Here is a 14,146-nt window from a genome sequence, read left to right as displayed (position 1 = left end):
GCCGCCCCGTACGGTTCATCGTAGGCGGGACCCGGCTTATGTTCAGGCCATGACCAGCCAGGACACTGCCCTTGGGGCAAGCGGCGGACGTCTGCCGCAGGAACGCCGTGTCGTCACCGAGATCCCCGGCCCCCGCTCCCGGGAGCTGCAAGCACGGCGCGTCGCGGCGGTACCGCCGGGCGTCGGCAGCGTCCTCCCGGTATACGTGACGGACGCCGGCGGCGGAGTGATCGTCGACGCGGACGGCAACTCGCTGATCGACTTCGGCTCCGGTATCGCGGTCACGAACGTGGGCAACGCCAACCCGCGGGTCGCCGCGCGGGTGAAGGCGCAGGCCGACCGCTTCACCCACACCTGCTTCATGGTCGCGCCCTACGAGTCGTACGTGGCGGTGTGCGAGCACCTCAACCGGCTCACGCCCGGCGATCACGAGAAGCGGTCCTTCCTGGTCAACAGCGGCGCGGAGGCCGTGGAGAACGCCGTCAAGATCGCCCGCTATGCGACGGGCCGGGACGCGGTCGTGGTGTTCGACCACGGCTACCACGGCCGGACGCTGCTGACGATGACGCTGACCGCCAAGAACATGCCCTACAAGCACGGGTTCGGCCCGTTCGCGCCCGAGGTGTACCGGGCGCCGCTGGCGTATCCGTTCCGCTGGCCGACCGGCCCGGACAACTGCGGCCCGGAGGCGGCGGCGCAGGTCATCGACCAGATCACCAAGCAGATCGGCCCGACGAACGTCGCGGCCGTGCTGATCGAGCCGATCCAGGGCGAGGGGGGCTTCATCGAGCCCGCGCCCGGCTTCCTGCCCGCGCTCGCCGAGTTCTGCCGCGCCAACGGCATCCTGTTCATCGCCGACGAGGTGCAGACCGGCTTCGCGCGGACGGGCGACCTGTTCGCCTGCGAGCACGAGGGGATCGTCCCTGACCTGGTCGCGACCGCGAAGGGCATCGCGGGCGGGCTGCCGCTCGCGGCCGTCACCGGACGCGCGGACATCATGGACAAGGTGCACGGCGGCGGGCTCGGCGGCACCTACGGCGGCAACCCGCTGGCCTGCGAGGCGGCGCTGGCCGTCCTGGAGGAGATCGAGGACGGCAAGCTCACCCAGTGCGCCCGCCGGATCGGGGAGATCATGCTGCCCCGGCTGCGGGCGCTCGCCGAGCGGCACCCCTCGATCGGGGACGTCCGGGGACGCGGCGCGATGATCGCGATCGAGCTGGTCCGGCCCGGCACGAAGGACCCCGATCCCGAGCTGACCGCGCGGGTGGCGCGCCGCTGCCACGAGCGGGGCCTGCTCGTCCTGACGACCGGTACGTACGGGAACGTGCTGCGCTTCCTGCCCCCGCTGGTCATCCCGGAGGAGTTGCTGTCCGAGGGGCTGGACGTCCTGGAGGAGGCGTTCGCCGACTGACCCGGCCCGGCCGCGAAGCGCGTCACTCCGTCGTCGGCCCTGCCGCGAAGTCGTCCTTGTAGAGGTCGGCGAGGATGTCGTAGGACCGCAGCCGGTCGGCGTGGTCGAACACCTGCGTCACCACCATGACCTCATCGACGCCCGACCGCTCGATGAGGGCGTCCATCTGCGCGCGGACGGTCTGCGGGCCGCCCACCACCTGGTCCGCCAGCCGCTCGTCGATCATCTGCCGTTCCAGCGGCGTGTACGGGTGGGCGGCGGTCTCCGCCGGCGTCGGCAGGGGCCCGGGACGGCCCTGCCGCAGCCGCAGGAACGCCAGCGCCTGGGGCGCGGCCAGCTCGCGCGCCCGCTCGTCGGTGTCCGCGGCGGTGACGGACACGCCGATCATCGAGTACGGCTCGTCCAGCGCGCCCGGACGGAACGACTCGCGGTACAGCGTCAGCGCGGGCACGGTGTTCGCGGCGCTGAAGTGGTGCGCGAACGCGAACGGCAGCCCGAGCAGCCCGGCGAGCCGCGCGCTGTAGCCGCTGGACCCGAGCAGCCACACCGGCGGCTCGTTGCCGGCGGCCGGGGTCACCTTGCCGTCCGCGCCGAAGTAGCTCCGCAGCTCGATGACCTGCTCGGGGAAGTCGTCCACCGACAGTGCGTCCGGGGAGCGGCGCAGCGCGAGCGCGGTGGCCTGGTCGGTGCCGGGCGCGCGGCCGAGGCCGAGGTCGATGCGGCCCGGATACAGCGCCTCCAGCGTGCCGAACTGCTCGGCGACGACCATCGGCGCGTGGTTCGGCAGCATGATCCCGCCGGACCCGATCCGCATCGTGGCGGTGACCGCCGCGACCTGCCCGATCAGCACCGCCGTCGCCGAACTCGCGATGCCGGGCATCGCGTGGTGCTCGGCGAGCCAGTACCGGTGGTAGCCGAGCCGCTCGGCGTGCCGGGCCAGGTCGAGGGTGTTGCGCAGGGCCTGGGCGGATGTGGAGCCGCTGACGACGGGGGCGAGGTCGAGGACGGAGAAGCGCACGCTCATACCGTGTGCCAACCCGCCCGGTGCGGGTCCTCTTCCCGTCAGCCCTTCAGCGCGAGGAGGGCGGCGATGGCGACGGCGGCGATCACGATGGGGGCCGTGACGCAGAGCCAGGACCAGTTCACGAGCGCGCGGGCCCGCGCCGGGTCCTCGGCGAACCGGGTCTCGGCCCGGGTGTACAGCAGCGCGGCGACCACGACCAGCGGCAGGAACACGAACGTCGTGAGGAGCCCGAGGACGAACGCGGCGACCTGCCCGAACCGGGTGTAGGTTCCGTCCGGGCCGATACCGAAGGCGAGCGGGGGAGCAGCGACGGTTCCGGTCATCTCAGCACCGATCTCTAGAAATGTGACCCGGATCATACGCTTCGTGCCCGCAGTGCGCGAGGGGCCGGCCGCCATTCTCCGGCGGCCGGCCCGGCACGGGGTCAGCGCAGATCGAGACCCAGCAGCACGGGGTCGTGGTCGGACGAGCGGAACGCGTCCGGCCGGTAGAACCGCGGCGGGTTGTACTCGGTGTTGTAGTCGAGGAACACGGGCTCGTCGCTGTTGACGTGCCAGATCGTCGCGCCCGTCACGCGCTGCGACAGGGACCCTCCGGCCAGCGCGTGGTCCAGCTCGCCCGACTGCCCGTCGAACACGTAGCTGTACCGCTCACCGGGACGGACGAACCGCTGCGTCTGCGACACGAGCCCCGCGCCGGTGAGCACCTTCACCGGGTCCTCGGCCGTGTAGGCGTTGAGGTCGCCGACGACGAGCGGGTTCTCCGACTCCGCCGCGAGCGCGCCGATCGCCTCCGCCTGGGCGACGCGGCGGGCGTTGTAGCAGCCCTGGCCGTCGCCCTGGTCCCGGTCGGGCCCGGTGGCGCCGCCGCAGCCCTTCGACTTGAAATGATTGACGATCATGGTGAACGCCGTCCCGCCGGACGCGGGCCGGAACGTCTGCACCAGCGGCGGGCGGTCGAAGACCGGGTCCTGCGAGGAGCGCGCCGCGCCGACCGGGGCGACCTGCGCGGGCCGGTAGATGAGCGCGACGTGGATCTCGTCCGTTCCCGGGTACGGGTGCCGCACCCACGCGTACGTCGCGGCGCCCGCGTCCCGGTTCAGCCGGTCCACGATGGCCCGCACGGCGGTGTCGCCGTTGTTCTCGACCTCCATGAGCCCGACGACGTCGGCGTCCAGCCCCTTGAGCGCGGCGGCCAGCTTGGTGAGCTGCCGCTCCTGCTCCTCCGCCGTGTCGGCACCGCGCCTGTTCAGCGTCGTGAACCAGTTGAGCGTGTTGAAGCTCGCGACGCGCACGTCCCCGCCGACATGCCGGGGCTTCTCCGGTCGCGGGTCGGTGGCGGCGAAACGCACCGTCCTGGTGGGCTCCAGCCGGTATTCGCCGAACCCGTGACCGAGGACGCCCGTCAGCCCGTACGCCGAGTCGCCGATCCGCAGGACGCGCGGGTCGGTGTACGGGATCGTGTCCGGGTTCTGGACGTTCGAGCCGTCGTCGACGAGCAGCCTGCGCGCGTCGTTGCCCGCCTGCGTCGAGCCGTGGCCGTCGGTCGGCTGGAAGAGCCGGCCGCCCGCCGAGACCGTGACCTCCCCGTACCGTCCGAGCCGGTAGACCTCGGTGGCGGTGAGCCGCTGCCCGAACCGCAGCAGCATGCCCTCGTACCGCTCCAGGGGCGGGACGCCTGGAGCGTCCGCGCCGTCGCGCAGCGGAAGCCGGACGCGGGCCGGAGCGATCCGCCCCGTGCCGCACACGTCGACGGCGGACACGGGCGACAGTTCGGTGAGCCCGTTGTACTCGACGGCCGTGCCGGTCACGAGCACCCGGTCACCGGGCGCGACCTCCTCGGTGGAGTAGACGAACAACCCGTCGGACGTCCGGGGGTCGCGGTCGGGCGTCGGGTCCTGGATGAAGAAGCCCTTGAGCTGGTCGGGCCGCTGGAAGTCGGCGGTGACGACGCCTTCGACCCGGACGGTCCGCCCGGTGAGAGGGCTCGCGGTCCCGCTGCCCTGGACGTCGGCGATCTGGTGGTCGGCGGGGGTGCCGCAGGTGGACGGCTCCGCCGCGGCGGCCGGCGGCACGCCGGCGGCGAGGCCGGCGGTCAGGACGGTCGCGAGTGCTGCTGCTGTTCGGCGCATGGCGGGAGGGTAGGGCGGCGCGTCGCCGGCCCGGCGAACCATTAATGAAGACTCCACCAATTTGCAACGGCTTGTCAGATTCGAGCATCACCCCCCGCGGCCGCCACTACCTGGAGACCTCCGGCCTCCTCCCCGCCGCTCCGGCCGCCAGCGGGAGCGCGAGGACCATGACGGCGGAGGTCAGGGCGAACGCCCAGGGGTAGCCGGTATGGGTGGCGGCCAGGCCGAAGGCGGCGCTGCCCATGCCCATGCCTCCGTCGTAGCCGACGTTCCACAGGGCGCTGACCGTGCCGTAGCCCGAGGCGGGCACCCGTTCGTACATGATGGGCAGGGTCGCGCTCTGGGTGGCGCCGAAACCGGCGCCGAACAGGAGCATCGAGGCGAAGACGGCGGCCGGGTGCGGGACGAGGCACAGCAGGGCGATGCCGGCCGCCGCCATGGCCATGGCGGGCATCAGCAGGCGCGCGGTGCCGTGCCGGTCGCCGATCCGTCCCGCCCACCAGCGGGTGAGCGTGGTCACGGCCGCCTGGACGAACAGTGCCGCCGCGGCGACGCCCCCGGCCGGGACCGCCGTCGGCAGGAACGTGATCAGGATGCCCGCCGCCATCGCGGTCGCGGCGAACGCCGCCGCCGGGCGGAGCAGCGCCGGCGACCGCAGCCCCGCGACGATGCCGAAGGACTCCTGGGCGGACGCCGGCGCGGGACGGCGCGGCAGGCCGGGGAGCGTGGCCAGCGCGGCGAGCGGGATCACCGAGGCGGCGATGAACACGGGCGGGTAGCCGACGCGTTCGGCGAGCCACACCCCGAACGGCAGCGCGAGCACCGCCGGCAGGCCGGCCGTGATGCCGAACACGCCGAGCGCCTCGCCGCGCCGCCCCGCCGGGGCCAGCGCCGCCACCAGCGCGTTCGGGACGACCACGACGACCCCGAAGCCGAGCCCGCGCACCAGGCTCACCAGGGTGATCGCCGCCATGCCGGACGAGGCGGTCAGCACGAGCGGCGGAAGCCCGAGCAGCAGCAGCCCCGCCGCGAGCACCGGCACGTACCCGAACCGGGTGAGCAGGCGGGGGAGGGCGAGTTCGGCGAGCACCGTCGTCAGCATCAGCGCGCCCGTGGCGACACCGGCGCCGGTACGGCCCGCCCCGCCGGCCACCGCGTACATCGGGACGACCGACATCAGCAGGAACACACCCGACAGGCTCGTGAAGGTGGCCGCGAACACCTGCGCCACGGGCCGCGTGACCAGGCGCGGCCGTTCGGCCCGGGGGTGCTCGGCGTGCCGGAGTGACTCGCTCATGACCGCGACACTAGGCGACCGACCAGACATTCCGGCCTTCGAGTCCGCCACCGGCTACGCGAAGGATCACGCCGCCACGGCCGGCCGTTTGCGTGCGATGCTGACGGGTAGCGGTGTCTCCCGGAGGTCGCCTGATGGATCGTGAAGCCGTGCCCGTCGTGGGGAAGGACGGGCGGCGGCGGATCGCCCGCACCGACACGCTGCTCGCCGACCCGCGGCTCGCCGAGGCCGCCGGGCGGCTCGGCCGCGGCGTGGTGAAGGCGGCCGTCGTCGCGGCACAGCGGCGGGCCCGGACGGGGGAGATCGCGCCGGACGCGGTGGCGGACGCGGCCGCCGCGGCGCTGCCGGTGACCGCGTCGGGGCTGCGCCCCGTGATCAACGCGACCGGTGTCCTGCTGCACACCAACCTCGGGCGGGCGCCGCTGTCGGACGCCGCCCGGGACGCGGTCGCGGTGGCGTCCGGTGCGACCGACGTCGAACTCGACCTGGAGACGGGCCGGCGGGCGAGACGCGGACGGTCCGTGCTGGCGGCCCTGGTGGAGCGGGTCCCGCAGGCGGAGGCCGCGCACGTCGTCAACAACGGCGCGGCGGCGCTCGTGCTGGCCGCGGCCACGCTCGCGCCCGGCCGGGAGATCGTCATCAGCCGCGGCGAGATGGTGGAGATCGGGGACGGCTTCCGGATCCCGGAACTGCTCGCCGCGACGGGCGCCCGGCTGCGCGAGGTCGGCACCACGAACCGGACGTCGCCGGACGACTACGCGGCGGCCGTCGGCGCCGGCACGGGCTTCATCCTCAAGGTGCATCCGTCGAACTTCCGCATGACCGGCTTCACACGGGCCGCGGACGTCGCCGAGCTGACCGGCCTCGGGGTCCCGGTCGTCGCCGACATCGGCTCCGGTCTCCTCGCGCCCGAACCGCTGCTGCCGGACGAGCCCGACGCCGCGTCCATGCTCAAGGCGGGCGCGCACCTGGTCACCGCCAGCGGCGACAAGCTGCTCGGCGGCCCGCAGTGCGGGCTCGTCCTCGGGCGGCGGGACCTGGTGCGGCGGCTGGCCCGCCATCCGCTGGCGCGGGCGCTGCGCGTCGACAAGATGACGCTCGCCGCGCTGGAGGCCACCGTCCGGGGCCCGCGCACCCCGACGGAACAGGCCCTGCACGCCGCCGCCGGGACGCTGCGGGAGCGTGCCGGGCGCCTGGCCGCGCTCCTGCGCGGCGAGGGGATCGACGCGAGGGCCGTGGAGAGCGAGGCGGCGGTCGGGGGCGGCGGCGCGCCCGGTGTCGTCCTGCCGAGCGCGGCCGTGGCGGTGCCCGAGGCGTTCGCGGCGCGGCTGCGGCGCGGCGTCCCGGCCGTGATGGGGCGGGTCGAGGACGGGCGATGCCTGCTCGACCTGCGCTCGGTACCGCCCGGCCAGGACGACGACCTGGCCGAAGCGGTCCGGGAGGCGGCGCGATGATGCACGTCGTCGCGACCGCCGGGCATGTGGACCACGGCAAGTCCACGCTGGTCCGCGCCCTCACCCGGATGGAACCCGACCGGCTGGAGGAGGAGCGGCGGCGCGGCCTGACGATCGAACTGGGCTTCGCCTGGACCACCCTCCCCGGCGGGGATCGCCTCGCGTTCGTCGACGTCCCCGGGCATGAGCGCCTCGTCGCCACGATGCTGGCCGGTGTCGGGCCCGTCCCGGCCGTCATGTTCGTGGTCGCGGCGGACCAGGGCTGGCAGCGGCAGTCGGAGGAGCACCTGGCGGTGCTGGACGCGCTCGGCGTGCGGCACGGGCTCCTCGTCGTGACGCGCCGCGACCTCGCGGGCGCCGGCATGGCGGACCTGGCGCGGGAGGAGGCACTCTCCCGCATCGCGGCCACCTCGCTCGGCGAAGTCGAGTCCGTCATGGTGAGCGGCACCACCGGCGAGGGCCTGGACGACCTGCGCGCCGCCCTGGAACGCCTCACCGCGTCCCTTCCCGCCCCGGACGCGGACGCCGACGTGCGGCTCTGGATCGACCGGGTCTTCACGATCCGGGGCAGGGGCACGGTCGTGACCGGGACGCTCGGCGCCGGGACGATCAGCGTCGGCGACCGCCTGGCCTGCGGCGGCGACCTCGTGCGCGTGCGCGGCCTGCAAAGCCTCAAGGAGGACCGCGACCGGGTCGGCGCGGTCGCCCGCGTCGCGGTGAACCTGCACGGAGGCGCGGGCGGGGCGGGCCGCGGCGAAGCCCTGCTCACCCCGGGACGCTGGCTCACCGCCGACGTCGTCGACGTGCGGCTGCGCGGCGAACCGGCGCGCGACCTGCCGCGCGAGCTGATCCTGCACGTGGGCTCGGCGGCGGTGCCGGTCCATGTGCGTCCGCTCGGCGACGACACCGCGCGGCTGGCGCTGCGGCGGGCGCTGCCGCTGCGGATCGGTGACGGCGCGCTGCTCCGCGACCCCGGGCGGCATCGCGTCCCGGCCGGGGTCACCGTGCTGGACGTCCGCCCCGAGCCGTTCACGCGGCGCGGTGCGGCGGCGGCGCGGGCCCGCGAACTCGCCTCGATCACCGGACGCCCCGACGGTGCCGGCGAACTCCGCCGCCGCAGGCTGATCACGCGCACGGACCTGGTCGCGATGGGCGTGCCCGTCCCGGCCGAGCCGGTCGCGGGGGACTGGCTCGCCGACCCCGGCCACTGGGCGGACCTCCGCGAACGCCTCATCGCGGCCGTCGAGGAGCACGCCGCCGCCCACCCGGCCGACCCCGGCCTTTCCGCCGACGCCGCCCGCCGCGCCCTCGGCCTGCCCGACCGCGCGCTCGTCGAGGCCCTCGCCGCCGGCCTGCGGCGGCGCGACGGCCGCATCTACGGCCGGACGACCGCCCCCGAACTGCCGCCGGCCGTCCGGCGGGCCGTCGACGCCGTCCGCCGCGACCTGACCGGCGCCCCGTTCCAGGCCCCGGACGCGGGCCGCCTCGCCGAACTCGGCCTGACCCCGAAGATGCTCGCCGCCGCCGCGGCGACCGGCGCGCTCCTCAAGGTCGGCGCCGGCATCGTCCTGCTGCCCGGCGACGACGCCCGCGCCGCCGCGCTCCTGGCGAAGCTGGGCGGCCCGTTCACGCTGAGCGAGGCGCGCCGCGCGCTCGGCACCACCCGCCGCGTCGCCGTCCCGCTCCTGGAGCACCTCGACGAGCGGGGCTACACGGTCAGGGTGGACGACCTCCGCCGCCGCTGCACCGAAAGGACGACATGATGAAGAGGCTGACCCAGTACGCGCACGGCGGCGGCTGCGCCTGCAAGATCCCGCCAGGTGAGCTGGAGGACGTCGTCGCCGGCCTGAACACCGCCCCCGCGCAGCCCAACGCCGAACTGCTCGTCGGGCTGGACACCGGTGACGACGCCGCCGTCGTCCGCCTCCGCGACGGCCTGGCCACCGTCGCCACCGCCGACTTCTTCACCCCCGTCGTCGACGACCCCTACGACTGGGGACGCATCGCCGCCGCCAACGCGCTCTCCGACGTCTACGCGGTCGGCGGCCGGCCCATCGTCGCGGTGAACCTGCTCGCGTGGCCCCGCGAGGTGCTGCCGTTCGACCTGGCGCGCGAGGTCCTGCGCGGCGGCCTGGACGTCGCCGCGCAGGCGGGCTGCCATGTCGGCGGCGGCCACAGCGTGGACGACCCCGAACCCAAGTACGGCATGGCCGTCACCGGTGTCGCCGACCCCGCCGCGCTCCTGCGCAACGACACCGGCAAGCCCGGCGTGCCGCTCACCCTCACCAAACCGCTCGGCCTCGGGGTGCTGAACAACCGGCACAAGGCGACCGGCGAGGTGTTCGACCACGCCGTCGCCACCATGGTCGAGCTGAACCGGGACGCGTCCGCCGCCGCGCTCGACGCGGGCGCCGTCTGCGCCACCGACGTCACCGGCTTCGGGCTGCTCGGCCATCTCTACAAACTGGCCCGCGCGTCCGGGGTCACCGCCGTGGTCGACGCCGCCGCCGTCCCCTACCTGGACGGCGCCCGCGCGTCCCTCCGCGACGGGTACGTCAGCGGCGGCACCCGCCGCAACCTCGCCTGGGTCGCCCCGCACACCGACTTCGGCGCGACACCGCAGGAGGACCGGCTGCTGCTCGCCGACGCGCAGACCTCCGGCGGCCTCCTCATCGCCGGCGAGATCCCCGGCGCCCCCGTCATCGGCGAACTGGTCCCCGCCGGCGACACCCCCCTCGTCGTCCGCTAGATCTCGGTGCCCGTTTCGGCGGTGATGCCGGCCCGCTCCCGGTAGCGGCGGACCAGCGCGCCGGCGGCGGCGCCGCGCGGGCGGCGGCCGGGGCGGATGTCGCAGGAGATGGCCTTGGCCTCCTGGATGTGCGTGTTCGGGTCGAGGGCGAGGTGCAGCAGCTCGTTCGCGGCGTCACCGCGGCTGTAGCCGTTCGGCCCCCAGTGGTAGGGCAGGCCGATCTGGTGGACGGTCCGGCCGTCCACGACGAGGGGCCGCATCCGGTCGGTGACCAGGACGCGGGCCTCGATCACGGCGCGCGGGCTGACGATCGTCGCCCAGCCGCCGTGCTCCAGGCTCCGCTCGGCCGCCAGCTCCGGCGACACCTCGCAGAAGAACTCCGGCTGCAGCTCGGCGAGGTACGGCTGCCAGCGCGACATGCCGCCCGCCGTGTGGTGCTCGGTGAGCCGGTACGTCGTCACCACGAACGGGTACACCTCCGCGCCCGGCGCGTCGCCGCTCGGCCCGTACCGGTTGTCGGGATGCGGCGGCAGCAGATGCCGGACCGGGTTGCGCTGCTGCTTGTACAGCGGGTTGGTGAACGGCGACTCCTGCGGCTCGTAGTGCGCCGGCAGCGGGCCGTCCGTCAGCCCGGCCGGGACGAACAGCCACGCCTTCCCGTCCGCCTGCATGATGAACGGGTCGGTGCCGGCGAGCGCGTCCGGGCCCCTCGCGTCCCGCGGCGGCTTGTAGTCCGGCGGCCGGTCGGCGATGAAGTCGGGCACGTCGTGGCCCGTCCATCGGCCTTTCCCGGCGTCCCACCAGACGTAGGCCTTGCGGTCGCTCCACGGGTTGCCGTCCGGGTCGGCGGACGCCCGGTTGTAGAGGATGCGGCGGTTCGCGGGCCACGCCCAGCCCCACTCGGGGGCGACCCAGTGCTGGTCCTTGCCGGGCTTGCGGCGGGCGGGCTGGTTGACGCCGTCGGCGTAGCAGCCACAGTAGATCCAGCAGCCGCACCTTGTGGACCCGTCGTCCTTCAGCTGCGTATAGGACGACAGCGGGTTCCCGTCGGCGTCGAAGCCGTTGATCTCGGCCAGCACCGCCTCGGCGTCCGGTTCGTCCAGCTCGCCGTGCGTCGGATAGTCCCACGTCAGGTCGAGGATCGGGCGGTTCATCTCGTCGCTGGACGCGGCGAGCTTCGCCCGGATGATGCGGCCCAGGTGGTAGGTGAACCACAGGTCGCTGCGCGCGTCCCCGGCGGGCTCCACCGCCTTGTGGTGCCACTGCAGCATGCGCTGGGTGTTGGTGAAGCTGCCGTCCTTCTCGGTGTGCGCGGCGGCCGGGAGGAAGAACACCTCGGTGCCGATGTCCTCGGTGCGCATCTCACCCGACTCGATCTCCGGGCCGTCCTTCCACCACGTCGCCGACTCGATCAGCGAGAAGTCGCGGACGACGAGCCAGTCGAGGTTCGCCATCCCGAGCCGCTGGATCTTGGCGTTCGCGGACCCGACGGCCGGGTTCTCGCCCATCAGGAAGTAGCCCTTGCACACGCCGTTGATCTGCGCCATCGCCGTCTCGTACGTGCTGTGCGAGCCGGTCAGCCGCGGCAGATAGTCGAAGCAGTACTCGTTGTCCTCGGTCGCCGCGTCACCCCAGTACGACTTCAGCAGGCTGACGAGGTAGGCGCGCATGTCGCCCCAGAAGCCCTTGCGCGCGGCCTCGGCCTGGATGAACGAGTCCAGGTCCTGGTTGGTGTGCGCGTGCGGCATCGGGATGTAGCCGGGCAGCAGGTTGAACAGCGTCGGGATGTCGGTCGACCCCTGGATGGACGCGTGCCCGCGCAGCGCCATGATGCCGCCGCCCGGCCGCCCGATGTTGCCGAGCAGCCCCTGCAGGATCGCCGCCGTCCGGATGTACTGGACGCCGACCGAGTGCTGCGTCCAGCCCACCGCGTACACGAACGCGGACGTCCGGTCCCGGCCGGAGTTCTCGGTGAGCGTCTCGCACACCCGGAGGAACCGGTCGCGCGGGACGCCGCAGATCCGCTCGACCATCTCCGGCGTGTACCGCGAGAAGTGCCGCTTGAGCACCTGGAACACGCAGCGCGGATGCTCCAGCGTCGGGTCGCGCCGCGGGTCGCCCTCGCCGAGCGCCGCGCCGCCCGAACCGTGCGCCTCACCGCGGGCCGCCTCCGCGAGGGAGGTGACGCGCTCGCCGTGCTCCATGTCGCGCCGGCCGGCGGCCGACTGGACCTCCAGGCCCTCGTACTGCCATGTCGTGTGGTCGTAGCTGCGCTTCTGCGGGTCCAGGCCGGAGAACACGCCGTCGAGGTCCTCGGTGTCGCGGAAGTCCTCGGTGAGGATCACCGGCGCGTTGGTGTAGGCCACCACGTAGTCGCGGAAGTACTTCTCGTTCTCCAGGACGTAGTTGATGATCCCGCCGAGGAACGCGATGTCGCTGCCCGCGCGCAGCGGGACGTGCGCGTCCGCGAGCGCGCTCGTCCGCGTGAACCGCGGATCGACGTGGATCAGCTTCGCGCCGCGCGCCTTCGCCTCCATCACCCACTGGAACCCGACCGGATGGCACTCGGCCATGTTCGAGCCCTGGATGACGATGCAGTCCGAGTTCTGCAGGTCCTGCTGGAAGGTGGTCGCGCCGCCGCGTCCGAACGAGGTTCCCAGACCGGGAACGGTGGAGGAGTGTCAAACGCGCGCCTGATTTTCGATCTGCACCGCGCCGAGCGCGGTGAACAGCTTCTTGATCAGGTAGTTCTCCTCGTTGTCGAGGGTGGCGCCGCCGAGGCTCGCGATGCCCAGCGTGCGCCGCACCCGCAGGCCCTGCTCCTCCCACTGCCAGCCGCGCCGGCGCGTCTCGATCACCCGGTCGGCGATCATGTCCATCGCCGTGTCGAGGTCGAGGCGCTCCCAGCCGGTGCCGTGCGGGCGCCGGTAGAGCACCTGGTGCTCGCGGGCCGACCCGGTGGTCAGCTGGAGGCTGGCCGAGCCCTTCGGGCACAGCCGGCCCCGGCTGACCGGCGAGTCCGGGTCGCCCTCGATCTGGACGACCTTGCCGTCCTTGACGTACACGTCCTGCCCGCAGCCGACCGCGCAGTACGGGCAGACGGACTTCACGACCTGGTCGGCCGTGCTCACCCTCGCCCTGATCCGCTCGGTCCCCGCGCTCTTGGCCGCGGCTCCGCGGCCGAGCGGGTCATCGCCGGTGAACTGGCGGTAGACGGGCCATGACCCGATCCATGTACGGACGCCCACGCCCCACCGCCCTTCACCTCGGCGCGCCGTCCACCTACCCGCCGCGCGGCCCGTGAAACAAGGCGCTCAGCCGAGGACGGCGGCGCCCGCCTTCGCGACCAGGTCGGCGAACTCGGCGCGTTCGGACGGGGACAGCGCCCGCTCGTACACCGCGGCGGCGAGGCTGTCGGTGATCTCCTCGGCCTCCGCGCGGCGGGGCTTCAGCGCCGCGCAGTCGGGGAAGTCGCCCCGCCAGCCGAGGAACTTCGCGGTGCCCTCCCCGTCCCCGGTCAAGATCGCCTCCACCGGCGCCAGGCCGACGGCCGTCGTGGCGACCAGGTGCAGGCCGCCCCGCAGTTCCCGCAGCACCTGCAGCACCTGCAGCAGCCGGCCGGGGCCGCTGTCCGGCAGCGGCTCGGCGCGCCAGCCGCAGAACAGCGGCAGGCCCGAGCCCTCGGTGGCGCCGGCGACCCGCTCGGCCAACTCGCACAGGCGCGGGTCGTCCGGGAGGCGCTCCTCGCCCCAGGCGGTGAACGCCCGCGCGTAGCGCCGCGCGGCCTCCCTGGCCCCGGCGACCGCGACGCCCTCGTCCCACATGGCCCGGACGGTTCGCGGCTCGAACCAGCCCAGCGCGGCCGAGACCACGCTGCCGTCGACATCGCCGAGCACGCCGCCGCGGCCGGCGAAGTAGAACGCGAACGGGTTGGCGTACCCCAGTTCCTTCCCGCGCTCCGAAATCACCGGGTCCAGCATCCACTTCGATCCGATGTCGTGGATGGTCTTGTCGGTGGCGCGCACGGTCTCCGCGGCACTCAGTTCCGGCATGGGGGGCTCCTCGGTTCGCCGGGTGATC

At 73.9% G+C, this 14,146-nt stretch carries 10 protein-coding genes; 4 read left to right on the top strand and 6 right to left on the bottom strand.

Annotated features, from left to right (window positions below; all coding sequences use genetic code 11):
- The first annotated feature begins 49 nt into the window (after window positions 1–49).
- Entirely contained in the window at window positions 50–1,411 is a 1,362-nt protein-coding gene (gene gabT / locus ACQP1N_RS24500; RefSeq protein ID WP_433226856.1) for a 4-aminobutyrate--2-oxoglutarate transaminase, read from the top strand.
- A 22-nt stretch (window positions 1,412–1,433) separates the two neighbouring features.
- Here gabT and ACQP1N_RS24495 read toward each other — a convergent pair whose 3' ends face one another.
- From ACQP1N_RS24495 to ACQP1N_RS24480, 4 genes are all read right to left on the bottom strand, one after another.
- Window positions 1,434–2,435 carry an LLM class flavin-dependent oxidoreductase gene (locus ACQP1N_RS24495; RefSeq protein ID WP_433226854.1) on the bottom strand — a complete coding sequence of 334 codons (1,002 nt, stop codon included), beginning with the start codon at window positions 2,433–2,435 and terminating at the stop codon, window positions 1,434–1,436.
- 38 nt (window positions 2,436–2,473) lie between these two features.
- Complete coding sequence (locus tag ACQP1N_RS24490; RefSeq protein ID WP_433226852.1) at window positions 2,474–2,758, bottom strand: hypothetical protein; 285 nt, start codon at window positions 2,756–2,758, stop codon at window positions 2,474–2,476.
- A gap of 101 nt (window positions 2,759–2,859) precedes the next feature.
- A complete protein-coding gene (locus tag ACQP1N_RS24485; RefSeq protein ID WP_433226850.1) occupies window positions 2,860–4,566 on the bottom strand; it encodes an ExeM/NucH family extracellular endonuclease in 1,707 nt (568 codons plus the stop codon).
- Window positions 4,567–4,672: 106 nt separating this feature from the next.
- Complete coding sequence (locus tag ACQP1N_RS24480; RefSeq protein ID WP_433226848.1) at window positions 4,673–5,863, bottom strand: MFS transporter; 1,191 nt, start codon at window positions 5,861–5,863, stop codon at window positions 4,673–4,675.
- A gap of 134 nt (window positions 5,864–5,997) precedes the next feature.
- On the opposite strand from ACQP1N_RS24480, the gene selA reads away from it, so the two are divergent.
- Genes selA through selD form a run of 3 tightly spaced genes read left to right on the top strand, consistent with a single transcriptional unit; the run spans window position 5,998 to window position 10,066 of the window.
- A complete protein-coding gene (gene selA, locus ACQP1N_RS24475; protein WP_433226846.1) occupies window positions 5,998–7,317 on the top strand; it encodes an L-seryl-tRNA(Sec) selenium transferase in 1,320 nt (439 codons plus the stop codon).
- A complete protein-coding gene (locus ACQP1N_RS24470; protein WP_433226844.1) occupies window positions 7,314–9,080 on the top strand; it encodes a SelB domain-containing protein in 1,767 nt (588 codons plus the stop codon). The genes selA and ACQP1N_RS24470 overlap by 4 nt, the downstream gene beginning before the upstream one ends.
- The gene (gene selD, locus ACQP1N_RS24465; RefSeq protein ID WP_067800985.1) at window positions 9,077–10,066 is read left to right on the top strand and encodes a selenide, water dikinase SelD; all 990 of its coding nucleotides are present in this window, start codon (window positions 9,077–9,079) and stop codon (window positions 10,064–10,066) included. The genes ACQP1N_RS24470 and selD overlap by 4 nt, the downstream gene beginning before the upstream one ends.
- On the opposite strand, the gene fdh is transcribed toward selD, so the two are convergent.
- Together fdh and ACQP1N_RS24455 are read right to left on the bottom strand one after the other, a co-directional pair.
- A complete protein-coding gene (gene fdh, locus ACQP1N_RS24460) occupies window positions 10,063–13,314 on the bottom strand; it encodes a formate dehydrogenase (RefSeq protein WP_433226842.1) in 3,252 nt (1,083 codons plus the stop codon). The genes selD and fdh overlap by 4 nt on opposite strands.
- Before the next feature lie 66 nt (window positions 13,315–13,380).
- Window positions 13,381–14,118: an SCO6745 family protein gene (locus tag ACQP1N_RS24455; protein ID WP_433226840.1), complete on the bottom strand. Its 738-nt coding sequence runs from the start codon at window positions 14,116–14,118 to the stop codon at window positions 13,381–13,383.
- Window positions 14,119–14,146: the final 28 nt, after the last annotated feature.

The sequence above is a fragment of the Actinomadura formosensis genome (assembly GCF_050948385.1).
In the GTDB taxonomy this organism is placed as follows: domain Bacteria; phylum Actinomycetota; class Actinomycetes; order Streptosporangiales; family Streptosporangiaceae; genus Spirillospora; species Spirillospora formosensis.
Note: the sequence above shows the minus strand (reverse complement) of the source record. Positions and strands in the feature narration are given on the sequence as shown.